This is a genomic window from Streptomyces sp. NPDC050564, assembly GCF_044457265.1.
GTDB lineage: Bacteria > Actinomycetota > Actinomycetes > Streptomycetales > Streptomycetaceae > Streptomyces.
This window is the reverse complement of the sequence record NZ_JBITGS010000003.1, coordinates 195,891-219,337: the sequence shown is the minus strand read 5'-3', so window position 1 is coordinate 219,337 and position 23,447 is coordinate 195,891. Positions and strand designations below refer to the sequence as shown.

Sequence of the window (23,447 nt, the reverse complement as noted above, 5' to 3'; positions counted from 1 at the left end):
CCTGACGGGCGACCGTCCGGGACGCTGGGCGCCCTGACGCTGAGCGCCCTCGAGGGAAGCGAGGCACGCCCCCGAGGCCGCTCAGCCGTCCTTGCGGATCTCACTCCGGTACTGCTGGGACATCAGGCCCCCGGTGGGCAGCGGTGCGTACGACCGCTCCTGTCGTACGCCCTTGTGGGTGCCGCCGTCGTCCAGCCCGCGCGCCGGTCCCTGACACCCCTGGGCCGCCGCGATGCCGAGCGCGACGAGCAGCGTCACCACGACGAACACGAAGAGCCGCTGGCGCAGCAGTCGCGGATTGGCGGGCCGCCGACCGGTACCGGTCGTTCGGGGCGCCGGTCGCCCGGCACCGCTGCGGGGCGCCGGCCTACTGCCGGAGCGGCCGGTGTTCCGTGCGGGCGTGGGGCGCGCACCCGACTGAGCCGACCTCGTGCCGCCGTTCGTCCCGCCCGTGCGCGGCGGGGGAGTGCCCTGCGGACGCCGCTGGGTGCGCTGCTCGACGTACTGCTCGGCCAGGCGGCCCGTCGGCCGGTCGGGATCCGTGCGCGGTGCGGGCGGCCGTACATCCGCCATGCCCTGTGCCTCGCGGGCCGCGATCTCCTTGAGCCGCAGGGACAGTTGGAGGGTGGTGGGTCGTTCCTCGGGGTCCTTCGCCAGACACGCCCGGACGAGCGGAGCCAGGGCGTCCGGCACACCGTGCAGTTGGGGTTCCTCGTGCACCACCCTGTAGAGCATCACTTCGGAACTGCCTTGCCCGAAGGGCGAGTCCTGGGTCGCCGCGTACGCGAGCGTGGCGCCGAGCGCGAAGACGTCCGTGGCCGGGGTGACGGCGGCCCCGCGCACCTGCTCGGGAGCGAGGAATCCGGGGGAGCCGACGGCCGTACCGACATGCGTGAGCGTCGAGGCGCCCGTCGCCCAGGCGATGCCGAAGTCGATGATCCGCGGCCCCTTCGGGGACAACAGGATGTTGGACGGCTTGAGATCACGGTGGACGACACCGGCCTCGTGCACGGCGACGAGCCCCTCGGAGAGGGCGGCACCGACGGCGGCGACATCGGCGGCCGACAGTGGGCCTTCCTCGGCGACCTTGTCGTGCAGGGAGGGCCCGGGTACGTACTGCGTGGCGAACCACGGCCGGTCCGCCTCGAGATCGGCGGCCACGAGCCGCGCCGTGCATCCGCCCCTGATGCGGCGGGCCGCCGAGACCTCGCGTGCGAACCGCGACCGGAACTCCTGATCCTCCGCAAGATCAGGTCGGATCACCTTCAGCGCGACCCGCTGGCCACGCCGGTCGGAGCCCAGGTAGACCACGCCCATGCCGCCCGCGCCGAGCCGTCTGTGAAGCCTGAACGAGCCGACGACACGCGGGTCCTCGCGCCTCAGGCGCATCATCGCCATGTCCATCCCCGCTGCCCGGTCCGTTTGACGAGCCACAGCTTACGTTTCCGCGGCCGAGCACGCGCAGAGGCCGCGCCCTCTCGGCCCGATCGATTGTCAGTGCCGGGTGGGAAACTTGAAAGGTGGTCAGGGAGCGTGTGAACAGGACGGCTTTGGGCTGCCTGTGATCCCAACCATCCGTCGCAGAAGGGGGATTGGGCCCGTGAAGGGTGACCGTGTCGAGATAGTCGTGGACGCCGGGGACACGACGCGTACGTACGAGGTGGTGGCGAGCAGGGCGGGCCGCCGAGTGGAGACGGCGGTACGCCGAGGTGTCGTGGAAGTGAGCGAAGTCACGCGAAGCGGATCAGTGGTGCGTACCGCCCGCTTCATGGCGACCCGGGTGCTGGCGCTGGTCGAGCAGCCGGTACCCAGGGAGGACAGCTCGGAACAGTCGGGGCACACCGGGCGCCCCCTCCGGGAAGACCCTGAGACCTAGGTCCTCATCTCCACCCAGGGGAGTACTCCGCAGGTCATCGCTCATCCTCCGGGAGGCCCGCCAATCGGTACGAGGGCATGACGACCCACCGCCGCCGCGAGCCTAGATTTGAGGTCAAGCGGCGGGTGCAGCACTCGTCCCCCGAGGTCAGACACCCGCCGCTGCCAACCACAACAGAAGCTCGGTCAGGAGAGGGACCATGGCCCACACGGCACCGCGGACAGCGCTCCGCACGCAGGGACGCAAGGCGTACGGCATCGCGTTCGGCACCCGCCGTCAGGGCCGGCGCCACCCCTTGGTGGCGACAGCGATGGTCCTTCCCCTGGCGGCCCTGCTCGTAGTCGTCTTCGGCGGCTGGGACGCAGTGGTCACACAAGCGTCGTCCGTGGGCGTGATGCTGGGGCGCTGAGCGGCGCCCCAGGCCCGGAAGAGCGGTCCGGGCGGGGACATCCGGCCATGAAACCCCGTGGGGACGGGGGTGCGGCGGACGGCACAAAAAATGCCCGCGCAGCTGGGGAGCTGCGCGGGCATTTTTTACACAGGCCCAGCGGGGCACTGCCCGCACACCCGTCCCAGCCGCGGGTAGCGGCGCGACGGTCCTCCCTGCGGGTAACCGCGCGGCCGGTCGGCGCCCCTCCCTGCGGCACCCGCCAAGCGCGGGGCAGCGCACCGCCCTCGAGTTCAGCGCCTGCGCCGGGTACCGTCCACCATGCCGGTGCCCCACCCGCGCCGGGTACCCCACCCCCACCGCACCCCACCTGCGTACGCTCACCCAGACGCCGTACACCCCAGGGGGACCCGTGACCGCAGACACCCTGCTGCCCGCACTCACCGCCAAGGTGCGCGGCGCGGTCCACCCCGTGCCGGGCCCCTGTCCCTGCGGGACCAAGGACACGGTCCTCGCCGACCGCGGCGACGGCACCGTCGTCCGCCACGGCGACACCGTCGCCAAAGCGCACGCCCCCGACGCGGCCCCCGCGGAACTCGCCGCCCGCCTGTCCGTCGCCGCCGAACTCCCCGGCGTCCTGCTGTCCCCGCTGACCCGGACACCCGTCGCCCTCCACGGCCGCCTGGTGACCCTCTGGCCGTACGGCAACCCGGTCGATCCCGAGAACCCCGAAGCGGCCCCCTGGGAGGCCGCCGCCACCCTGTTGGCTCGCCTCCACCTAACCCCCGCGCCGCACGGCCTGCCGCCCATGCGCGGCCCCGCCAAGGCGGCCCGCGCGATTGCCCGGCTCCGGGCGGCGGGCCCGCACCCGGCCGCCGCCCCGGTCCTGCACGCCTGGGCCGGCCTTCCGCCCTGGGCCCGCGCCGAGGCCCCGATGCCGGACGCCACGACCCTGTGCCACGGCGACCTGCACCTCGGCCAGCTCGTCCGCCTCCCCGAGCCGAACGGCCGCTGGCTCCTCATCGACGTCGACGACCTGGGCGTGGGCGCCCCGGCCTGGGACCTGGCCCGCCCCGCCGCCTGGTACGCCTGCGGCCTGCTCCCGCCCGACGCATGGCTGCGCTTCCTGACCGCCTACCAGCGCGCCGGTGGCCCGGCCGTCCCCGCCACCAGCGACCCCTGGCCCGCTCTGGACGTCGCGGCCCGCGCCCTCACCGTGCAGACGGCGGCCCTGGCGATCGCCAAATCCGTCGCCGCCGGGCATCCGTTGGACGAGGTGCAGCAGGCCGTGATCGATGCCTGTGACCGAATGGGCACCGTCCCGCCCGAGTTGGCGCAGGGTTTCGCGACGTAAGGTGCAACCGACCGAAGCCGGGCGGAGTCTGTCCTGGCGGAAGCAGTACCGACCGGCGAGGAGTTGAGCCGAGCATGCAGTGTCCGAAGTGTCATGCGCCGATGCACACGTACAACCGCAATGGCGTCCAGATCGAGCAGTGCAGCGGCTGCCGCGGGATATTTCTCGACTACGGCGAGCTGGAGGCGCTGACCCGCCTGGAGTCCCAGTGGCAGCAGCCCGCGCCGCCGCCCCCGGCCGCCCCGCAGGCGTACCCCTCCGCCCCCGCACCCGCCTGGGGCGCCCCGCAACACGGCGGCCACGGAGGCCACGGCGGTCACTACGGCGGCCACCACCGCCACAAGAGCTTCGGCCACATGCTCTTCTCGTCCTGACGGACTGAACGGACTGAACGGACTGAACGGACTGAACAGGCTGAACGACCGAAGGGGCCTTCTTCCTCAGCGGAGGCCCCTTCGTCGTACGCAGGTCGCAGCCATGGGCACGACGAAGCCCCCGACCGTACGAGACGGCCGGGGGCTTCGGCTGGTGCGCGATACTGGGATTGAACCAGTGACCTCTTCCGTGTCAGGGAAGCGCTCTCCCGCTGAGCTAATCGCGCAGGTCACGCGGCCTGAGCCACGCGTACTGCCGGTACTGCGTGCGCGATACTGGGATTGAACCAGTGACCTCTTCCGTGTCAGGGAAGCGCTCTCCCGCTGAGCTAATCGCGCGGGTTCGGATCTTGCCGTACGTGCTGGAAGATCCAGTGGACGATACTGGGATTGAACCAGTGACCTCTTCCGTGTCAGGGAAGCGCTCTCCCGCTGAGCTAATCGTCCTTGGAGGTGGAGACGGGATTTGAACCCGTGTAGACGGCTTTGCAGGCCGTTGCCTCGCCTCTCGGCCACTCCACCAGGAGCGTAGGGGTTCGAGAAGATCCCCCACTTCCTGCGAGCGGACGACCAGGTTCGAACTGGCGACCTCAACCTTGGCAAGGTTGCGCTCTACCAACTGAGCTACGTCCGCTTGTCGTTTCCGTTCGGCTTGCGCGTCCCGGCGACGTGTTGAACTCTAGCGGATTCCGGGGCCAGCACAAAAACGCGTTTGTGCAGCGTGCTGCGGTCTGTCCGCCCAAGGACATGGTCAGGGCACCCGCAGGTCACCCGCCATAGACTCGACTGCGTGCCCGACCTCCCTCCTCTCGCCCGCTTCGGTGGCCTCGTCGCCACCGGTCTCCTCGACGTCACCAGCGACCCCGCGGCTCTGGACTCGACCGGTTTCTGGGCCGTCTCGGCCGACTTCGAGGGGCGTCTGATCTGCGCCCGCTTCCGGGACGTAAGAGAGGAGCCCGTGCCCGCGCCGGTGCCCGGGCAGTGGCGCGGGCCGGCGCCCGATGACTGGAAGTCGTCCCTGGACCGCGCCTCGTACACTGAAGGCGTACGCCGGATCCGCGAGCACATCGCGGCCGGCGAGGTCTATCAGGCGAACCTCTGCCGGGTACTCTCCGCACCGATCGCACCCGACGCGGACGTGGACGCGCTGACCGCGCTGCTGGCCCGAGGCAACCCGGCGCCTTATGCAGGAACGATCCGGCTGCCCGCGCACGGCGTGGAGACGGCCACGGCCTCCCCGGAACTCTTCCTGCGTCGCGACGGCCGGATTGTCGAGTCCGGCCCGATCAAGGGCACCGGACGCACCGAGGCGGACCTTCTGCAGAAGGACTACGCCGAGAACGTGATGATCGTGGACCTCGTCCGCAACGACATCGGCCGGGTCTGCGCCACCGGCACCGTCACCGTCCCCGACCTGTGCGTCGTCGAGAAGCATCCGGGCCTGGTCCACCTCGTCTCCACGGTCCACGGCGAGCTGCGCGAGGGCGTCGGCTGGCCGGACCTGCTCGCCGCCGCCTTCCCGCCCGGCTCCGTCACCGGCGCCCCCAAGTCCAGCGCTCTGCGGATCATCGAGGCCCTGGAGACCGCGCCCCGGGGCCCGTACTGCGGGGGCATCGGCTGGGTCGACGCCGACCGCGGCACCGGACAGCTGGCCGTCGGCATCCGCACCTTCTGGATCGACCGGGAGGAAGGGGTGCTGCGGTTCGGGACGGGTGCCGGTATCACCTGGGGTTCGGACCCCGAGGGCGAGTGGCGGGAGACCGAGCTGAAGGCCGCGCGACTGCTCGCGGTAGCGTCGGGAGCGTACGAGGCGAGTGGAGGGACCCTTACGTGAAGATCTGGCTCGACGGTGGGTTGCAGGACATCGAGACGGCCCGCGTTTCCGTCTTCGACCACGGACTGACCGTGGGCGACGGCATCTTCGAGACCGTGAAGGCGGTCGACGGGCGGCCGTTCGCGCTGACCCGCCACCTCGACCGGCTGGCCCGCTCGGCCCGCGGCCTCGGCCTGCCCGAGCCCGACCTCGACGAGGTGCGCCGCGCCTGTGCGGCGGTCATGGACGCCAACCCGATGCCGCTCGGCCGGCTGCGGATCACGTACACCGGCGGTCACGGGCCGCTCGGCTCCGACCGCGGCGAGCACGGCCCCACCTTGGTCGTCGCGCTCGGTGAGTCCTCGCGGCGCCCCGACTCCACCGCCGTCGTCACGGTCCCCTGGACCCGCAACGAACGCGGCGCGCTGACCGGCCTCAAGACCACCTCGTACGCCGAGAACGTCGTCGCCCTGGCCCGCGCGCGCGAACACGGCGCGTCCGAGGCGCTGTTCGCCAACACGGTCGGTCAGCTCTGCGAGGGCACGGGGTCCAATGTCTTCGTCGTCCTCGACGGCGAGATCCACACGCCGCCAGTCGCCTCCGGATGCCTCGCCGGCATCACCCGCGCGCTGACCGTCGAGTGGACCGGCGCCAAGGAGACCGACCTGCCGTTGGATGTCCTGGAGCGCGCCGACGAGGTCTTCGTGACCTCCACACTGCGCGACGTGCAGGCCGTGCACCGGGTCGACACCCGTGAACTCGCGGGCGCGCCGGGCCCGGTGACCGCCAAGGCGATGCGGATCTTCGACGAGCGGGCCGGGGACGACCTCGATCCCTGATCGCTCGCTCGATCTCGCGATTTCCCTATCGCTCCATCGCTCGGTCGCTGAAGAAATTCGGCTGACGTCGGACCCGGCAGCGGGTACAACAGCCGTGATGACCACCACCCTGCGGCCGACCGAGCCGCTTCAGCACGCCGCCGACGGGACGCGTTCGCGCCGTTACCAAGTGTGTGTGAACAGCCGTCCCGTCGGTGCCGTGCGCCTCGGGACCGACCCAAACTTCGGAACGTTCCTCGCGCTGTTCCACGAGCTCCGCATCAACGAGCCGGACCGTGGGCGTGGACGGGGCACCGTGGCGGCGCTGGCCGCCGAGGAGGTGGCACGCGGCTGGGGGTGCAAGCAGATCGAGCTGTCGGTCCCCGGCGACGCCGAGGCAGGGCTGAGGCTCGCGGAGGCACTCGGGTACGTCACCCGTAACCGCCGCATGGAGAAACTGCTCGGCGACACCTCGCCCGAGATGCCCGCCGGGAGCCTCGCCCGCCCGATGACACAGGCCGAGTACGAAGTCTGGGACCGGCACGGCCGGGAGGACTTCGCGCAGGACTGGATCGAGCGCGGCCTGCCGGAGAGGGAGGCCTACGCCAAGTCGAACCGGGACCACGACCAATTGATGCCGCAGGGTCTCGACACGCAGAACATGTGGTTCACCGTCCTGGAACACGAAGGCACCCCGGTCGGCGACCTCTGGCTGGGGGAGCGCGGCGGCCGCGCCTTCGTCTACAACGTCCAGGTCGACGCGGCGCATCGAGGCCGCGGCCACGGCCGTACGCTCATGCTGCTCGCCGAGGTGCAGGCGGTCGCCGCCGGGGTGAACCGCATAGGTCTCAACGTCTTCTCGGGCAACGCCCCGGCCGAGCGGCTCTACGAGTCACTCGGCTACCGGACGACGGAGCGCTATCTGTACAAGGACCTGCTGTAGGCAGCCCCCCTTGGGCGTCACGCCTCCTGCTCGGCCAGCAGGCGGTCGGCGATCTCTTCGATGCGCTCGCGCAGCCCCTCCTGGCTCTTGCCGCCGTCGAGGCGTTCGCCACCGATGACGTAGGTCGGGGTACCAGTCACGCCGATGGCCTTGCCCTCGGCCTGATCGGCGTCGACGATCAGGATGTGCCGGCCGTCGATCAGGGCCGTGTCGAACTCCTCGGCGTCCAGTCCGAGTTCACGGGCGACCTCGACCAGGAAGGGTTCTCCCTCCCGGTCCAGCTCCGCCACCCGGCCGAGCACCGCCTCCACGTACGGCCAGGCCTGGCCCTGCTCCGCGGCTTCTTCGGCGGCCTGCGCCGCGGCGAAGGCGTGCTGGTGCTTCTCCAGGGGGAAGTGCCGCAGCCGCAGCTCCAGGCGGTCGCCGTAGCGGGCGCGCAGCGCGCGCAGGTCGGCGAGGGCGCTGCCGCAGTCGGGGCACTGGAGTTCGCACCAGACGTCGAGGACGGCGGCCGGGCGGGCGGGTGAGGAGTCGTTCATGGAGACCAGTCTTCCAGCCCTGGCGGGTGGGACCCAACCAGGACCTTGGGGGGCGTCCCAACCGGGGCCTGGCGGCGGCGTCTCAACCGGGACCTGGGGAGGACGCCGACCCGGAGATGTCCCTGAGGTCCGCCCGGAGCATGGCATACCGGGCGCCGGGCGGTGCAGGATGGAAGGGACGAACCGACCCGACCCGACCGAGCCCTGCCCTGGAGGACCGGATGATTGCCGAGACTGTCTGTTCCGCCGTCTCCGCGGCCGGCCTGGGCATCGCCGCGGTCACGGCCTACCGCAAGCGCTTCCTGGCGGCCGCCCGCATCGCCGCCTACTCGCTCGTGCCGGTCGGCCTGGTGATGACCGGGGTCGTCGGCTGGCTGGCCGACACCGCGTTCAGTCCGACCGCGTGGGCCGGTTTCGTGGTGCTCGGTGGCGCTTGGCTGATGTTCATGACCACGCGGGCCATAGAGCGGCGCGGCGGCGGGACGCGGAAGGAACGCAAGGCGGCGAAGGCCGCCGCCCAGCGCGAGGCGGTAGCCCCGGCGGCCTCGGCGCCTTCGCTGGGGCAGGGGTCTCGCCCGGCCGCCCGCCCCGCCGCGACGCCCCGTGCCACCGGCTCCGGGGACGACTTCAGTGACATCGAGGCCATCCTGAAGAAGCACGGCATATGACCCGCACATGACCAGCTGAAACGACACAAAGCTTCACCGGGGCCTCGTGGAGTGCGCGAAAGCGTTCACGTTCGGGCGCTTCTCTCGCAAGATCCGGCGAACTCCCGCATTTTCCGGGCGTGTTGATCGCGCTAGGGGTGTCGGCTGGGTCATCATCGCCGCGAGATGCTGGACACAACACAGAGCGACACCGCCGCCCCGCCCGAGGAGCGGCGTGGTTGTCTCTTCGCGCTCTCTCAGCCACCGCTGATGATCTTCCTTGCGGTGATCGGCTGTCTGCTGCTCATGGCTTCGCTGCACGACCTGCTGCTGCTCTGAGCCGTACGCGGAGCCCCTGGCGTCACCCGCCGAGGGCTCCGTCAGCCCGCCACCTCCTCGTGTCGAGGGTTGCGGGGATACGTCCGTCAGCCCGCCGCTTCCTTCCGGCGTGCCCGGTACGCGGCGACGTGGAGGCGGTTCCCGCAGGTGCGGCTGTCGCAGTAGCGGCGGGAGCGATTGCGGGAGAGGTCGACGAAGGCGTGCCGGCAGTCCGGGGCCTCGCAGCGGCGCAGTCGCTCCTGCTCCCCGGCGACCACGAAGAACGCCAGCGCCATCCCGCAGTCGGCCGCGAGATGGTCGGCGACGGAGGCCCCCGGCGCGAAGTAGTGCACATGCCAGTCGTAGCCGTCGTGGTCGGTGAGCCGGGGGGTGGTGCCCGCGGCGGCGACCAGTTCGTTGATCAGCGCGGCGGCGGTCCGCGGGTCGGAGGCGGCGAAGATCCCGGCGAACCGGTCGCGAACCTTGCGCACCGCCGCGAGATCATGCTCGGACAGCACACCGACATCACTGATTTCGTGCTTTCGTACGAAATCAGCGAGGGACGCGACATCCGCGAGTCCGTCCGCCGTCCTGTCCTCCGGTGCGGTGTTCACCAGATCCACCACGGCGTCGAGGGCGCACCGGGTGTCGTGGGTGATCAGCACGTTTCGCTCCCTGGCCTGGGGGTCGGGCGGGCGCCCGCCCCGATGCTGGCCGATGGTAGTGGCTTCGCGGCGCGGAGAGCGGTCGCGGGGAGCGGCGAAGCGGCAACGGCGGGCCGGGCATGCACGCCGACGCCGCCTCCGCGGTGGTCCGCGGCGACGGCGCCGGTGTTTGTGCCCTATGCGGTTGTGCCCTATGCGGTTGTCTAGGCCCGAGCCGTCTCCCCGAGTGGACGGCGCCGGGCGGCTCTGTGGTGTCTCGCTAGCTCTCGGCCAGGATGTGTGAGAGCTCCGTGTCGAGATCGAAGTGCCGGTGTTCCGTGCCGGGGGGCACGGCGGCGTCTGTTCGCTTGAGAAACGACTCCAGGGCCCGCGCCGGGGCCTCGAGCAGAGCCTCGCCCTCCGGGGAGCTCAGGGCGATGCATACGACGCCCTGGCCATGGCTACGGGACGGCCAGACTCGGACGTCGCCGGTACCGGTGGGCCGGTGCAGGCCCTCGGCGAGGAGGTCGCGGGCGAACACCCACTCGACGGTTTCCTCGGCTCCGGTGTGGAAGGTGGCGTGCACGGCGTAGGGATCGGCCGTGTCATACCGCAGTCCTGCGGGAACAGGCAGTGAGGACTCGCTCGACACAACGAGGCGCAGGTGCAGCTCGCAGCTGACCGTGGTGTTCATAAGCGCCAGGGCCTTTCGCTCAGTGTGCGCTCGGGGATTCGCACGTCGGCGAAATCGACATGCCACCTACGGTGCCGTTGTAAACCCCTCTGAGTGTTTTGCGTGCCTTTACGTAACTCATCCGGCCGAGAGACCGTTCGCCCGATAGGGCCATTCCGGTGACTGGTTTCTCTCGGGTAGGGTTTGGTCGTATGAATACGGGGAGTGACGGGCCGGGCGAGGTTGCCATGGCTGACGACGGGGCGAAGGGTGAGCGAGCGCTCGGTTCGCGAGCACCGGCATTCGTCAAAGCGCGCCGCGCGCTGCACCTGAGCTGGCAGGTGGGCGTTTTCATCGTGGGGCTCGCGGTGGTCGTCGCGGGCGTGATCATGCTTCCGCTGCCCGGGCCGGGCTGGCTGGTGATCTTCGGTGGCATGGCGATCTGGGCGACCGAGTTCGTCTGGGCGCAGCTGGTACTCCGCTGGACGAAGCGCAAGGTCACGGAGGCGACTCAGCGAGCGCTCGACCCCAAGGTCCGGCGTCGCAACATCATCCTCACGACCGTCGGCCTGGTGATCGTCGCGGCCCTTGTCGGCGTCTACGTCTGGAAGTTCGGCCTCGCGATGCCCTGGAACATCAAGGAGTGACGGGCCTGCCCAGGTGCCCCCTTGAGGCTCCTCGGCTGGTCGAAGCCACCCCCTGACATGGGGTAATGTTCTTCCTGCGCCCGGGCGATTAGCTCAGCGGGAGAGCGCTTCGTTCACACCGAAGAGGTCACTGGTTCGATCCCAGTATCGCCCACGTATGCGACAGGCGACCCAGGTCCACGGATTCCGTGGCCCTGGGTCGCCTTCGTCGTTCCTGCGCGCACGGCGGGGGCTTTGCCACGGGGACGCCGAGGCAGTGGGAGTGACGGGACGCGGGAGGGATGTTGCCCGTTGGGAGCAATGGAGTTGACGTTGCTCGGAGGCGTCGAGAGGTGGTCGTCCGAGCCAGGGGGTGCCGGTGCCGGGACGGTCGCTGACGTGGAAGCCTGACGGTGTGCGCTGCCGAGACGTGAAGCCTGACGGTGTGCGTTGCCGAGATGTGAAGCCTGGCGGTGTGCGGCGCTGAAGGTGAAGCGCGACGGCGTGCGTTGCTGAAGCACAGAAGCGCGACGGCGTGCGTTACTGAGACGTCGAAGTCCGACGATGCGTTACGGCGACCGATGCCGGACTCGGTGTGTTTGGAGGGGGACTGGAGCCGCGCGGCCGCTTGAACTCCGAGCGGACGGGCTGCTGTCCGACGCCGCAGCCGATCGCCCGCCTGACCTGCACCGATACGCGCTTGACGGACGCGGGCCGGCAGTGCTCCGGCCTCCGGTCTTCGCGCCGCGTGAACGGCCCTTGTGGGTACGGGCTTTGGGTCCGACGCGGGTCATCCGGGGAGCCCGCCTCTTGCTCGGGCTGAGCCGGTTCGGGTCTCTCCGGCCCTCTTCGGTTTGAAACCTTCGCGGTGCCCCGGATCCTGCCCGGACAGAGCCTTCGGGGGGTGTCCCTGGCCTGTCCGAGTTGGCCCTTTCATGGGCCCCGCCCGCTGCTCGGGTCGAACCCGGCAGGGTGTTTCGGCCTTGTCCGAGTTGAGCCGATCGCCGCGCTCGAACTCCGCTTCGGGGCGAGCCTTTCGCGGTGTCCGGCCTCCATCCGGGTCGAGCTCTTCGGGTGCCCGGGAGTCGTCCTGGCAGCGCCCTTCGCGGCGCCCGGCCTCCACGTGACTGGAGCCCTTCGCGTGCCCGGGCCTCGTCCTGCTCGGGCCCTTTCGTGCAGCCTCGCGGCCCTGCCCGGGTCGAGCCATGCGCCGTGACTCGACCCCTGCCCGAGCCAAGCCTGTCGCGCCCCCCGGGCCCGGCTCCGCCCAGCCTCCCATCCCTCACTCTCAGTTCCCCCACCTCCGCCCAACCCCTGCGAACCGCAGCACTTTTCGGCCTCGTCCTCACCCCACCCGACCCATCGCAGCGTGTCCGGCGGGTCGACCGGATGCCCCCGACCTGCGCAGTTACCCCCGGACGCGCGAGCCGCACCCCCGTCCCCGCTCCCGTCCAGGCAAACCGCATCCCATCAATTCCTGTCCGAATCATTGACGAGCCCGAAAGCCCTCCGTACCTTGTGCCAGCAAGCGCTTACTTGAAACGATTCATGCAGGCGGCGACGACGTTGCGGGGAGGCCCGACTGTGGGAAACAACGGGAGTGTTGAGAGGCGGACGGTCCTCAAGGCGGCCGGAGCTTCGCTGGCCACGCTGGGGCTGGCCGCGACGACGGGCTGCGGTGGCGACAGCGGCAGTTCCGGAGACGGGACGGTGACGATCCGTTACGCCTGGTGGGGTGCCGACGAGCGGGCGAAGAGGATCAATCAGTCCATCGCGCTCTTCGAGAAGAAGTACCCGAAGATCAAGGTGAAGACGGACTTCCAGGATTACGTGGCCTTTTGGGAGAAGTTCCAGACCCAGGCCGCCGGTGGAAATCCGCCGGACGTATTCCAGAACGCTGTCGGATTTCTTCGGAAGTACGACAAGAGGGGAGTGCTCCTCGACCTCAAGTCCCAGATAGACGCGGGACATCTGAGCCTGAAAAACTTCCGCGCCGGAGTCGAGAAGGTCGGCCAGGTCGACGGAAAGCAGCTCGGTATTCCCGTCGGATCCAACACCATGTCACTTGTCATCGACGAGAAGGTGTTCAAGAAGGCGGGCATCACGCCCGAGCAGGGCTGGACCTGGGACGAGTACTTCGCGGCCCTCAAGAAGATCCACGACACCCAGAAGGTGCCGGGCGACACCGGCTACTTCAGCATCATGTACCTGTACGACCTCTACCTCCGGCAGAACGGCAAGGCGTTCTTCACCAAGGACGGACTCGGCTTCGACGAGGCCGATCTGACGGAGTGGTGGACGGACGGCTACAACCGCGTCAAGGCCGGGATCATCACCGACCCCAAGCGGGTCGAGCAGGACAAGCCGAAGTCCTCGCTCTCGGCGGGGCACGCCGCCTCCGAGTTCACCTGGGACAACTTCACGGTCCGCTACACCGCGGAGGGCGACAGCAGCTACGGCCTCGCGCCGATCCCGACGACCGACGGCAAGCAGACCGGGCAGTACCTCGCCTCGCTGATGCTGAGCGCCTCCGCGCGCACCAAGCACCCCAAGGAAGTCGCCCAGTTCATCAACTTCATGGTCCACGACCCCGAGGTCGGCAAGATCATGGGCTACGACCGCGGCATCCTCGCCACCACCGAGCAGTTCGACGCGTACAAGCCGACCGACGCCCCCAACAAGGCGATCGCTCAGTACGAGACGGACGTCGCCGCCGCCGGAGTCCTCGGCACCATCACCCCGCACCCGGCCGGCGCCGACACCGTCGAGTCCGCCTTCCTGCGCATCGGCGGTGACATGTCGCAGGGCACGACCAAGGTCTCCGACGCGGTGAAGCAGTTCTTCTCCGAGGCGAAGACCGCCCTCGCCGCCTGATGGGAACCGCTGTGACGCTCGTCAAGGACTCTCCGCCCGATGCCCCGGAGATACGCCCTTCGGCCCCCGCCGCCGTAAAGCGGCGGGGGCGCCGGGAGAATCTCGCCGGCTATCTCTTCATGTCCCCGTGGATCGCGGGCTTCCTGCTGCTGACAGCGGGCCCGATGGTCGCCTCCCTCTACTTCGCGTTCACCGACTACAACCTCTTCAATTCACCGAAGTGGATCGGTTTCGACAACTTCACCAAGATGTTCGACGATCCCCGGTGGCAGAAGTCGGTCGAGGTGACGGCCAAGTACGTCGTCATCGGGACGCCGCTCAAGCTGCTGCTGGCGCTCGGGGTCGCCCTGCTGCTGGCGCAGAGCCGTCGCGGCCAGGCCTTCTACCGGGCCGCGTTCTACGCCCCGTCACTGATCGGCGCGAGCGTCTCCGTCGGCTTCGTCTGGCGCGCGCTCTTCTCCGACGACGCCATCGTGGACCGTACGCAGTCCTTCTTCGGCTTCCACACGGGCGGCTGGGTCGGAGATCCGAACTGGGTGCTGTTCAGCCTGGTCGCGCTCACCGTCTGGCAGTTCGGCGCCCCCATGGTGATCTTCCTCGCCGGGCTCAAGCAGGTGCCGAAGGAGCTGTACGAGGCGGCCGAGGTGGACGGCGCTGGACCGTTCCGCAGGTTCTGGAGCATCACCCTGCCGATGATCTCGCCCGTGCTCTTCTTCAATGTGCTCCTGGAGACCATCCACTCCTTTCAGATCTTCGGCTCCGCCTACGTAGTCTCCAACGCCACCTGCGGACCGGCCGACGCCACGCTCGTCTACACCTGCTACCTGTACCAAAAGGGCTTCAAGGAGTCCCAGATGGGCTTCGCGTCCGCCATGGCCTGGATGCTGCTGCTCGCCGTCGCCCTGGTCACGGCCGTCCTTTTCTGGTCGCAGAAGCGGTGGGTGCACTACGAGGAGGACGCCCGATGAGCACCATCCTGCGCAAGCCCATGGAACTCGGTGGCCGCAAGCGCGCCGGCTCGCTGGTCTGGCACATCGGCGCCCTGCTGATCCTCGCGGTCGTCCTCTATCCCGTGATCTGGGTCCTCGGCGCCTCGTTCAAGCCCAGCCGGGAGATCATCGGCAGTCTGAACCTGTTCCCGACCAGTCCCATCCTCGGCAACTTCAAGGGGCTGGCCGACGGCATCGCCGACATCTCGATCGCCACCTTCTTCCAGAACTCCCTCATCTACGCGCTCGGCTCCGTCGTCGGCATCCTCATCTCCTGCTCGCTGACGGCGTACGCCTTCGCCAAGATCCGGTTCGCCGGACGGAACCTGCTGTTCTCGCTGATGATCGGCACGCTGCTGCTGCCGTATCACGTGCTGCTCATCCCGCAGTACGTGATGTTCCAGAAGATGGAGCTGGTCAACACCTATGTGCCGCTGCTGATCGGCAAGTACCTGGCCACCGAGGCGTTCTTCGTCTTTCTCATGGTGCAGTTCATGCGGAACCTTCCCAGGGAACTGGACGAGGCGGCGCGGCTCGACGGGTGCGGACATCTGCGGATCTACTGGTCGATCGTGTTGCCGCTGTGCCGGCCCGCGCTCATCACCAGCGCGATCTTCACCTTCATCAACGCCTGGAACGACTTCATGGGCCCGCTGATCTACCTCAACGAGCCCAGCAAGTACACGGTCTCGCTGGGCATGATGATGTTCCGCGACCAGGAGGGAGTCGCCAACTACGGCGGCATGATCGCGATGTCGCTGGTCGCGCTGCTGCCCGTGCTCCTCTTCTTCCTCGCCTTCCAGCGGTATCTGATCGACGGTATGGCGACGTCGGGATTGAAGGGCTGACATGGCCACCACCCAGCCGCGGGCCAAGGCGCATCAGAAGACGCCTGCGAAGGAGAAGTCCCGCAGGGCGCCCCGTGAATCCGTCTTCGCCGAGCGGTTCGCCGTGTTCGCGGAGTGTCTGCTCACCGGAGTCTGGATCGCGGTGGCCTCGCTGCCGCTGGTCACCTACCCTGCCGCGTTCGCGGCCGGCGCGCGGCATCTGCGGCGGCGTACGCACCATGAGGCGGGCGGTTGGCGGGAGTTCGTGGCCGACTTCCGGGCGGCCGTGCGGGGTGGCTGGATCGCCGGGCTCGCCGGATGGGCCGCGGCGGCCGCGGTGTGGGTGGACGTCCAGGCCGTGCGTGCCGGTATCCCCGGTGGCCCGCTGGTCGGGGCCGTCGGCCTCTTCGCCCTGATCGCAGCGGTGGTCGCCGGACTGCGCGCGGCGGCGGCCTGGGAGCCGGGGGAGTCCTGGCGGACGCTGCTCGCGGACGCCGGGCGCCGCACCGTTCTCGACCCGGCCGGGTCCTTCCTGCTGATCGGCGGAGTGGCCGTGGTGGCCTGTTCCGCCCTGTTCATCGCGCCGCTGGCGGTCCCCGTCCTGGGGGCCGTCGCGGCGGCGGCCGTCGCCGTGGAGGAGCGGTACCGGCGCCGCTGACCACCCTCGCACCACACAGGTCGGCGCCCCCGGCGTCGCACCTCTCTCTGTCATGCCCCTGACCACCCGCACGGAAAAGCTTCCCGCACGGAAAGGAAAGGCCATGTCCCCCATCCCCCGCAGGTCCCTTCTCAAGGCGGCCGCCGTCGCCGGAGCCGCCGCCCAGTTCAGCTGGGCGCTGGGCGGTACGAACGCACAGGCCGCCCCCAGAGCCGAGGCCGCGGATGCGGACCCCGTGACCCTGGACTGGCTGGAGGACGGCGGGCTGGGCGCCGCCCCCGGCTCCACGGTCGGCGTGCCCTGGCCGAAGGGCACGTACCAGCAGGACCAGACCTTCGCGCTCACGGACGCCGACGGCAAGGCCGTGCCCGTGCAGTCCTGGCCCATCGCCTACTGGCCGGACGGCTCTCTCAAGTGGACCGCGCACGCAGTGAGTTCGGACTCGGGGAAGCTCACGCTCACCGCGGGGGACCCGGCCGCGCCCGCCAAGAAGGTCACCGTCGACAAGAGCGGCGGCACCATCGACATATCGACCGGGGTCATCACCGCGAAGATCGGCAAGAGCGGCTCCACGCTGGTCAAGTCCGTGACGCGCGGCTCGACCGAGATCGCCAGGAACGGCCGGCTGGTCCTCATCCGCCAGCCGGAGATCGAGGACGAGGACCAGGGCGCGGAGAAGTCCGAGCGCTTCGACAGTGCCATCTCCGAGGTCGAGGTCGAGCAGGAGGGCCCGGTCCGTGCCGTCGTCCGCATCGACGGCAAGCACCGCAAGGGTGACCGGAGTTGGCTGCCGTTCTCGATCCGACTGTACTTCTACGCGGGCGCCGACTCCTTCCGCATGGTGCACACCATCACCTTCGACGGGAAGCAGGAACCGGGCAAGGCGAGCGGCGACTTCATCCGCGGACTCGGCGTCCGCTTCACCGTGCCCATGCGGGATGCTGCGTACGACCGCCACATCCGCATCGGCGGCGACGGGACCGGTCTGCTGCGCGAGGCCGTCAAGGGCATCACCGGGCTGCGGCGCGACCCGGGCGCGGCCGTGCAGGCGGCCCAGTTCGCGGGCGAGAAGCTGCCCGACCCGTCGACCTGGGACCAGCGGGTGACGACACGGCTGCAGTACATCCCCGAGTGGGGCGACTACACCCTCGCCCAGCTCTCCGCCGACGGCTTCACGCTGCGCAAGCGGACGAAGAAGGGGTACGGCTGGATCGGCGCGGGCGGCGGACAGCGCGCGTCGGGCTTCGGTTACGTCGGCGGTCCGAGCGGCGGATTCTCCTTCGGGCTGCGGGACTTCTGGGAGAAGTTCCCGGCGCAGCTCGACATCCGCGAGGCCCACACCGACGAGGCCGAGGTCACCCTCTGGCTCTGGTCGCCCGAGGCGCAGCCCATGGACCTGCGCTTCTACCACGACGGCATGGGCCAGGACACCTATGCCGAACAGCTCGAAGGTCTCAATATCACCTATGAGGACTACGAGCCGGGCTTCGGCACGCCTTACGGCATCGCCCGCACCTCCGAACTCCTCTTCTGGGCCAACGAGTCGACGCCCGCCCCCGAGAAGCTGGCCGAACAGGTCGATGCCGTAAGGGTGTTGCCGCAGCTCGCCGCCCCGCCCAAGCAGCTCATCAAGGCGAAGGTGTTCGGTCCCGGCCTCTACTCGGAGCCGGACCGCTCCACGCCCGCCAAGGCGAAGATCGAGGAGCACCTCGACTTCCTCTTCACCTATTACAAGGACCAGGTGGAGATGCGCCGTTGGTACGGCTTCTGGGACTACGGCGACATCATGCACTCGTACGACCCGGTCAGGCACCAGTGGCGGTATGACGTCGGCGGCTACGCCTGGGACAACTCCGAGCTGTCGCCGGACCTCTGGCTGTGGTTCGCGTACATCCGAAGCGGCCGCTCGGACATCTTCCGCTTCGCCGAGGCGATGACCCGGCACACCGGCGAGGTCGACGTCTACCACCTAGGCCAGTGGGCGGGCCTCGGCACCCGGCACGGCGTCCAGCACTACGCCGACAGCGCCAAGCAGCAGCGCATCGCCAACACCACGTACCGCCGCTACTACTACTTCCTCACCGCGGACGAACGGGTCGGCGACCTCATGCACGCCAACGTCGACTCCGACGAGACGTTCCTGGTGCTCGACCCGATCCGCAAGATTCGCACCGAGCCGTACACGCCCGACCGGCACGCGCTGTCGATCGGCTTCGGCACGGACTGGAGCGGGCTCGTGTCGGCGTGGCTGACGGAGTGGGAGCGCAAGGGGCCGAAGTGGGAGAAGGCCAAGGCGCGCGTGCTGTCGACGATGGAGACCATCGCCGCTCAGCCCAACGGCTTCGTGCAGGGCAGCGGCCTGTACGACCTGGACACGGGCAAGTTCGCGGTCGCCGGGACGCCCGTCGTCGGAGTCTCGCATCTCTCCGCGGTCTTCGGCCTCAACGAGCTGTGCGCCGAGCTCATCGACCTCGTCGACATGCCCGCCTTCAAGGACGCGTACCTCGACTACTGCCGTTACTTCAACGCCACCAAGGCCGAACAGGCCGCGCGCTACGGCTCCAATTTCGGCACGCTGCTGCTCTTCCAGGGGCACTCCCGCCTCGACGCGTACGCCGCCGTGCAGACCGGCGACGCGAAACTCGCCACGCGCGCGTGGAGCAAGTTCTACAACTCCGACGGCTACACGGAGTCCTCGCCCTGGAAGACGGAGAAGCTGAGCGGCCCGGTCACCCTGGTGCCGGGCAGCGAGGCCAACTGGGTCTACACGAACGACACCGCGCTGTACGGCCTCGCCGCCATCGAGAATCTGGCGCTGCTGGGCGACAAGATGCCGTAGCCGTACGCCCGTCGAGGACGCGCTGGTGCCCCGGCAGGCAACGTTTGCCCGTCAAGGAGCGGCGTCCGGTGCGTGCTCTCGGTGTGCCGGCCGGAAGCCCTCGTACTGGATGTACTTGGGCTTTCGGCCGGTGCGGCGAGAGGGCGTGTCGGGCGTCGCGACGGGGCGAACGTTGCCTGCCGGGGCACTAGTCCATCCTCCCCAGCACCTCCCGCACTCGCCGCGCGTCGCGGATCCGCTGCTCGTACGTCGCACCCAGTGCGAGCAGCAGCAGACCGGCGAGTGCGGGAGGCACCCAACGGGGGAGCGCGTCGACCACCTGCACGATGTACGGGGCGAGTTCGTGCAGCGCGTCCAACGTGAGCACCGTGCCGCCCAGTACGAGCGGCGCCTGGAGGCGGTTCCGGGCGCCCACGAGGGTGACGAGCAGCGCCGCCACGCCGAGCAGCAGCGGGCGCGACCAGTGGGCGTCGCCCCACGCCGCGAACAGGCTCGGCACGAGCGTGGCCGACAGCCCCGGTCCGTACGCCGTCCACGACGAGACCTGGGAGTCCTTGCGGCGCCTCAACGCCCCTACCAGCAGCGCCGGGACGCTCACCGGGAGTGTGTACGCCTCCGGGGAGCCGACGTCCCAGGCCGCCAGGCGGACCCAGGTGGCCAGCACGAAGAGGGCGGCGGCCGCGTATCCGACGGGGCGTCGGTCCTCCCGTACGGCGGTGCCACCGGCAATCACCCCGCAGAGCGCCAGCACCAGGGCCAGCATCGGGGGATCGGTGACCGTGAGCGCGATGGCGAGCAGACCCGCGACGGCTCCCGTCACCTCCACCGGCACGGCCACGGACGAGTCACTCAGGCGCGCCGCGAGCAGGGCCGCGCCGACCGGCACCACGAGGACGAGCAGCGCGGTGTGCTGTGGCTGCCAGCCGAGGGAGCCTCCCACGGCACAGGCCAGGGCGGTGGTGTACGCGAGGGAGGCCGGCGCCGCGACGGAGCCGAGGCCGGGGCGCCACGCCGAGGCCGCGAACAGGACGGCCAGTGCGGCGAGGACGGTGAGGGTCGGACCCTCGGAGGCCAGCGACAGGAACGCGAGGCCGAGGGAGGTGAGCAGGGCCAGCAGGAGCGGGGGTGCCTGGGGCCGGCCCGGGCGGGCGGCGTACGCCAGAGCGGCCACCGTCGTGAGGCCCTGCACCAACAGCCCCGCCACATAGGGGAGTTCGAGAGCCGCCGGGAGCACGAGCACCGTCGCCCAGGCCAGCGTCAGTGCGCAGATCATGGCCTGTGGACGCCAGGAGGTGCCGCGGACCGCCACCACAAGGACTGCGGCGACGAGCGCCAGGACGATGGGTGCCGTGGCCGCGGCGGCGGGCCAGGGCACGTCCATGGCCACCGCGTCCCGGGCGGTCTTCGGTGCGCCCGACCAGATCCTCTCCGACCAGCCGACCGGACCCAGCAGAGCGAGGGCGGCCGGCGGCAGCGCCCACACCACCGCCACGGCATGCACGGAGCCGGAGGCCCAGGCGAGGCCGCGCCGCACCGGATCGGGCCAGCGGGTGTGTACGGCGGCCAACAGAGCGATACCGAACGCCAGATGGCCCGGGACCGTCCAGTCGTCGGGCAGCGCCGAGCGCAGGACGCCGCCGAGTGCGGCGACGGAGATGAGACCGCCCGCCAGGGCGAGGCCGGTCGCGGCGTTCGGCTTCGGGGCGTGCCACGCCGCCGCCAGGGCGATCGCCGCGGCAAGAAGGAGGAGCGCCGCCGCACGGGCGGCGGCGCTCGGGCCGGAGGCCGTCCAGGACAGCCAACCGGCGGCAAAGGTGCCCCAGCCGCCCAGACCGTACGCGCCGACGGCGGCGACCACACGGACGGACTTCACGGGGATCCGCAGAGCGACCAGCGTGTCGAACGCGGCCGTCACCAGCAGCGCGGCCGTGACGGTGCGGACGCCCGCGTCGGCCGCCGCCGCCCAGAGGAGCAGCGGGAGCTGGGCCGCGGCCACGGCGGTGGGCAGAGGCAGTCGGAGGGGGAGCCAGGGGAGCCGCATGCCGGTGGTGGCCTCGGGCTCTGCGGTGCCGGGGATGTTCGCCCGTTCTCCCGCGCCGGCGGTGTCCGTCCGCTCTCCCGCACGGGTGCTGTCCGTCCGCTGTGCGGCCGTCCGGTTCAGCGCGCCCACGGCGAGACCGTACGCCGTCCACACCACGGCCAGCACCGCCGACGCGATCGCCGCGTACCCCGGTCCGTCGGTGTCCGGCAGCGCGACCTCGTGCAGCGCGTAGACGTCGAGGACCGTCAGCGCGAGGCCGAGTCCCGCCACCGACTCGGCCGTCGAACGCAGCCCGCGGCCGAGGAGGAGTACGGGCGCACCGAGCGCGGCCAGCGTCACCGCGCCGAGAACCAGTGCCCGCCCGACGATCCCCAGGTGTCCCCAGCTGACCACGGTGAACGCGACGGCGGCCACGGTCAGCAGGATGCCGCCGAGCAGCAGGAGCAGGTTCTGGACACCGGGTGCGCTGGTCTCGGGCCGACGCGCGGGGACGGCCTGGGGCCGGTGCGGGGGAGCGGGCGGCGCGGCCACCGCCTGGAGGGCCGCGACCAGCCACGCGCGGCGCGCCAGCAACACGGTCCGACGGGCGTCGAGTTGCCGCAGCTCGGCGTCGAGGAGTCGCAACTCCTCGGCCGGGGGCGGGATGTGGGTCATGCTCCGGAGTGTGGTCCCGGTCACGTTCGACGGCATGAGTGCGCGTACTCAGGATCTACTCAGATCCGCGGACGGGCACACTCGGTACCGCGGACGGGCACACTCGGTGCATGGACTGGAGCCATTACCGCTTCCGCAGCGTGTGGGACCTGCCCGCGCCGCCCCCCGCCGTGTACGTCGTGCTGCAACAGGCCGAGGACTACCCCCGCTGGTGGCCCCAGGTGCGCGAGGTGATCCCCGTCGACGAGCGCAGCGGCGTCATCCGGATCCGCTCGGTCCTTCCGTACGACGTGACGTTCACCGGGCGGGAGGTGCGGCGCGACCCGGCGGGCGGCGTGCTGGAGATCGCGATGTCCGGCGACATCGACGGCTGGGCGCGCTGGACGCTCACCGCGGACGGGCCGGGCAGCACCCGCGCCCAGTACGACCAGGAGGTCGTTGTGAGCAAGCCGCTGCTGCGGCGGTTCGCCGTGCCGGGGCGGCCCGTCTTCCGCGCCAACCACGCGCTGATGATGCGGGCGGGGCGGCGCGGCCTCAGGGCCTACCTGGAAGCGGTTTGAACGAGACCCGGCGGGACCTGTATGGTTCAGTGCGTTCCCGGGCGATTAGCTCAGTGGGAGAGCGCTTCGTTCACACCGAAGAGGTCACTGGTTCGAACCCAGTATCGCCCACCCGGAGAAGACCGGTCCGTCACAGACGGACCGGTTTTTCTGTGCTCACGGACCGGTTTTCGGCGCCTTCAGGCCGCTGCCGCGGGCAGGTCCGGCCGCAGCGGCCACGCCGGATCCACCGCCTCCTCCGAGCCGCTGCGCGCGAACCACGCCTGCAGTCCGCGTGCCTGTGCCGCATGCCACACCGCCTGCAGCGTGTGCAGCTCGGCCGGGGTGAGCCGCTCCAGACGGGCCGCGAAACGGCGCCCCACCGCGCGCACGACATCCATCGCGGCCAGCGCGTCGGCAGCCGCGTCGTGCGCCCCCTCCAGGACCACGTCGTAGTGCGCGCACAGGTCGGTGAGGGTGCGGCGGCCCTTGCGATAGCGGTCCAGATGTTTGTCGAGGACCCGGGGATCGAGCACGCGCAGCGGCGTAGCCTCGAACCAGCGGTCGAGGGAGGAGGCGCGATGGCGGCGCAACTCCCGGTCCAACAACGTCAGATCGAAGGGCGCGTTCATCACCACGAGCGGACGGCCCGCCGCGGCCTGTTCGCCCAGCTCCCGGGCTATCTCGTCCATCACCGGCGACGGCCAGCGGCCGTTGCGCTGCAGATGTTCGTCCGTGAGCCCGTGCACCGCCGTCGCCCCCGCGGGCACCGGCACTCCGGGGTTCACCAGCCATCGGGTCACCCGCGGACGGGAACCCGGGGCGTCCTGGACGACGACGGCGGCCGACACGATCCGGTCGGTCTCGACGTCCACGCCCGTGGTCTCCGTGTCGAACGCGGCCAAGGGGCCCTCGTACCAGCACGTCATACGTTCACAACTCCTCGTTCACCCACGGCAGCTGACGTACCGTCTTCTGCCCGTTTGGTGATACCCGGGCTGTTTGCGCCGTAC

The 23,447-nt window shown here is 70.2% G+C and carries 22 protein-coding genes and 7 tRNA genes; 18 read left to right on the top strand and 11 right to left on the bottom strand.

The genetic code is table 11. From position 1 onward, the window contains the following. Positions 1 to 81: 81 nt before the first annotated feature. On the bottom strand, positions 82 to 1,404 hold the full coding sequence (locus ACIBK0_RS06870; RefSeq protein WP_399076738.1) for a serine/threonine-protein kinase: 1,323 nt from the start codon (positions 1,402 to 1,404) through the stop codon (positions 82 to 84). 196 nt (positions 1,405 to 1,600) lie between these two features. On the opposite strand from ACIBK0_RS06870, the gene ACIBK0_RS06865 reads away from it, so the two are divergent. The 4 genes from ACIBK0_RS06865 to ACIBK0_RS06850 all read left to right on the top strand — a co-directional run bounded on the left by ACIBK0_RS06865 (position 1,601) and on the right by ACIBK0_RS06850 (position 3,992). Beyond that, positions 1,601 to 1,876, top strand: a complete 276-nt coding sequence (locus ACIBK0_RS06865; RefSeq protein ID WP_060902353.1) for a hypothetical protein — start codon at positions 1,601 to 1,603, stop codon at positions 1,874 to 1,876. A 199-nt stretch (positions 1,877 to 2,075) separates the two neighbouring features. Further along, positions 2,076 to 2,285, top strand: a complete 210-nt coding sequence (locus ACIBK0_RS06860) for a hypothetical protein (RefSeq protein WP_399076414.1) — start codon at positions 2,076 to 2,078, stop codon at positions 2,283 to 2,285. A 391-nt stretch (positions 2,286 to 2,676) separates the two neighbouring features. Then, entirely contained in the window at positions 2,677 to 3,618 is a 942-nt protein-coding gene (locus tag ACIBK0_RS06855) for a phosphotransferase family protein (protein WP_399076412.1), read from the top strand. A 74-nt stretch (positions 3,619 to 3,692) separates the two neighbouring features. Beyond that, complete coding sequence (locus tag ACIBK0_RS06850; protein WP_399076410.1) at positions 3,693 to 3,992, top strand: zf-TFIIB domain-containing protein; 300 nt, start codon at positions 3,693 to 3,695, stop codon at positions 3,990 to 3,992. A gap of 152 nt (positions 3,993 to 4,144) precedes the next feature. Here the strand turns inward: ACIBK0_RS06850 and ACIBK0_RS06845 are convergent. The 5 genes from ACIBK0_RS06845 to ACIBK0_RS06825 all read right to left on the bottom strand — a co-directional run bounded on the left by ACIBK0_RS06845 (position 4,145) and on the right by ACIBK0_RS06825 (position 4,626). Continuing rightward, a tRNA-Val gene (locus tag ACIBK0_RS06845) sits at positions 4,145 to 4,219 on the bottom strand. A 40-nt stretch (positions 4,220 to 4,259) separates the two neighbouring features. Continuing rightward, positions 4,260 to 4,331, bottom strand: a tRNA-Val gene (locus tag ACIBK0_RS06840). A 36-nt stretch (positions 4,332 to 4,367) separates the two neighbouring features. Continuing rightward, positions 4,368 to 4,439 (bottom strand) — tRNA-Val (locus tag ACIBK0_RS06835). A 1-nt stretch (position 4,440) separates the two neighbouring features. Further along, positions 4,441 to 4,514, bottom strand: a tRNA-Cys gene (locus tag ACIBK0_RS06830). Between the two features lie 39 nt (positions 4,515 to 4,553). After that, positions 4,554 to 4,626: transfer RNA gene (locus ACIBK0_RS06825), tRNA-Gly, on the bottom strand. Positions 4,627 to 4,782: 156 nt separating this feature from the next. Here ACIBK0_RS06825 and ACIBK0_RS06820 point away from each other — a divergent pair. From ACIBK0_RS06820 to ACIBK0_RS06810, 3 genes are all read left to right on the top strand, one after another. Continuing rightward, positions 4,783 to 5,826, top strand: a complete 1,044-nt coding sequence (locus ACIBK0_RS06820; RefSeq protein ID WP_399076408.1) for a chorismate-binding protein — start codon at positions 4,783 to 4,785, stop codon at positions 5,824 to 5,826. Then, positions 5,823 to 6,644, top strand: a complete 822-nt coding sequence (locus ACIBK0_RS06815) for an aminotransferase class IV (RefSeq protein WP_399076405.1) — start codon at positions 5,823 to 5,825, stop codon at positions 6,642 to 6,644. Before ACIBK0_RS06820 ends, ACIBK0_RS06815 begins: the two co-directional genes overlap by 4 nt. A 97-nt stretch (positions 6,645 to 6,741) precedes the next feature. Continuing rightward, positions 6,742 to 7,566, top strand: coding sequence for a GNAT family N-acetyltransferase (locus ACIBK0_RS06810; protein ID WP_399076403.1), 825 nt, complete (start codon positions 6,742 to 6,744; stop codon positions 7,564 to 7,566). Between the two features lie 17 nt (positions 7,567 to 7,583). Here the strand turns inward: ACIBK0_RS06810 and ACIBK0_RS06805 are convergent, their stop codons facing one another. Continuing rightward, positions 7,584 to 8,105, bottom strand: coding sequence for a DsbA family protein (locus ACIBK0_RS06805; RefSeq protein WP_399076401.1), 522 nt, complete (start codon positions 8,103 to 8,105; stop codon positions 7,584 to 7,586). A gap of 221 nt (positions 8,106 to 8,326) precedes the next feature. Between ACIBK0_RS06805 and ACIBK0_RS06800 the strand changes: the two genes are divergently transcribed. Then, positions 8,327 to 8,773, top strand: coding sequence for a hypothetical protein (locus ACIBK0_RS06800; protein WP_399076399.1), 447 nt, complete (start codon positions 8,327 to 8,329; stop codon positions 8,771 to 8,773). 165 nt (positions 8,774 to 8,938) lie between these two features. Further along, positions 8,939 to 9,091, top strand: a complete 153-nt coding sequence (locus ACIBK0_RS06795) for a hypothetical protein (RefSeq protein WP_010988207.1) — start codon at positions 8,939 to 8,941, stop codon at positions 9,089 to 9,091. A gap of 86 nt (positions 9,092 to 9,177) precedes the next feature. On the opposite strand, the gene ACIBK0_RS06790 is transcribed toward ACIBK0_RS06795, so the two are convergent. Together ACIBK0_RS06790 and ACIBK0_RS06785 are read right to left on the bottom strand one after the other, a co-directional pair. After that, the gene (locus ACIBK0_RS06790) at positions 9,178 to 9,735 is read right to left on the bottom strand and encodes a CGNR zinc finger domain-containing protein (protein WP_399076397.1); all 558 of its coding nucleotides are present in this window, start codon (positions 9,733 to 9,735) and stop codon (positions 9,178 to 9,180) included. Positions 9,736 to 9,994: 259 nt separating this feature from the next. Continuing rightward, positions 9,995 to 10,408: an SsgA family sporulation/cell division regulator gene (locus tag ACIBK0_RS06785; protein ID WP_003959770.1), complete on the bottom strand. Its 414-nt coding sequence runs from the start codon at positions 10,406 to 10,408 to the stop codon at positions 9,995 to 9,997. A 191-nt stretch (positions 10,409 to 10,599) separates the two neighbouring features. Here ACIBK0_RS06785 and ACIBK0_RS06780 point away from each other — a divergent pair, with 191 nt between their 5' ends. The 7 genes from ACIBK0_RS06780 to ACIBK0_RS06750 all read left to right on the top strand — a co-directional run bounded on the left by ACIBK0_RS06780 (position 10,600) and on the right by ACIBK0_RS06750 (position 19,200). Next, positions 10,600 to 11,034 carry a TIGR02611 family protein gene (locus ACIBK0_RS06780; protein WP_399076395.1) on the top strand — a complete coding sequence of 145 codons (435 nt, stop codon included), beginning with the start codon at positions 10,600 to 10,602 and terminating at the stop codon, positions 11,032 to 11,034. A gap of 82 nt (positions 11,035 to 11,116) precedes the next feature. Next, positions 11,117 to 11,188: transfer RNA gene (locus tag ACIBK0_RS06775), tRNA-Val, on the top strand. 1,409 nt (positions 11,189 to 12,597) lie between these two features. Continuing rightward, entirely contained in the window at positions 12,598 to 13,887 is a 1,290-nt protein-coding gene (locus ACIBK0_RS06770) for an ABC transporter substrate-binding protein (protein WP_399076393.1), read from the top strand. Further along, positions 13,887 to 14,855 (top strand): carbohydrate ABC transporter permease, encoded by a 969-nt coding sequence (locus ACIBK0_RS06765; protein WP_399076390.1) that lies wholly within the window; start codon positions 13,887 to 13,889, stop codon positions 14,853 to 14,855. The genes ACIBK0_RS06770 and ACIBK0_RS06765 overlap by 1 nt, the downstream gene beginning before the upstream one ends. After that, complete coding sequence (locus ACIBK0_RS06760; RefSeq protein WP_399076388.1) at positions 14,852 to 15,724, top strand: carbohydrate ABC transporter permease; 873 nt, start codon at positions 14,852 to 14,854, stop codon at positions 15,722 to 15,724. The genes ACIBK0_RS06765 and ACIBK0_RS06760 overlap by 4 nt, the downstream gene beginning before the upstream one ends. 1 nt (position 15,725) lies before the next feature. Continuing rightward, positions 15,726 to 16,361, top strand: coding sequence for a hypothetical protein (locus ACIBK0_RS06755; protein WP_399076386.1), 636 nt, complete (start codon positions 15,726 to 15,728; stop codon positions 16,359 to 16,361). A gap of 103 nt (positions 16,362 to 16,464) precedes the next feature. After that, entirely contained in the window at positions 16,465 to 19,200 is a 2,736-nt protein-coding gene (locus tag ACIBK0_RS06750; protein WP_399076384.1) for a Tat pathway signal sequence domain protein, read from the top strand. Positions 19,201 to 19,387: 187 nt separating this feature from the next. Here the strand turns inward: ACIBK0_RS06750 and ACIBK0_RS06745 are convergent, their stop codons facing one another. Beyond that, positions 19,388 to 21,895, bottom strand: a complete 2,508-nt coding sequence (locus ACIBK0_RS06745; protein ID WP_399076382.1) for an SCO7613 C-terminal domain-containing membrane protein — start codon at positions 21,893 to 21,895, stop codon at positions 19,388 to 19,390. Between the two features lie 110 nt (positions 21,896 to 22,005). Between ACIBK0_RS06745 and ACIBK0_RS06740 the strand changes: the two genes are divergently transcribed. After that, positions 22,006 to 22,455, top strand: coding sequence for an SRPBCC family protein (locus ACIBK0_RS06740; RefSeq protein WP_399076380.1), 450 nt, complete (start codon positions 22,006 to 22,008; stop codon positions 22,453 to 22,455). Positions 22,456 to 22,494: 39 nt separating this feature from the next. Next, a tRNA-Val gene (locus ACIBK0_RS06735) sits at positions 22,495 to 22,566 on the top strand. A 68-nt stretch (positions 22,567 to 22,634) separates the two neighbouring features. Here the strand turns inward: ACIBK0_RS06735 and ACIBK0_RS06730 are convergent. Continuing rightward, on the bottom strand, positions 22,635 to 23,363 hold the full coding sequence (locus tag ACIBK0_RS06730) for a 3'-5' exonuclease (RefSeq protein ID WP_399076378.1): 729 nt from the start codon (positions 23,361 to 23,363) through the stop codon (positions 22,635 to 22,637). Between the last annotated feature and the right edge of the window lie 84 nt (positions 23,364 to 23,447).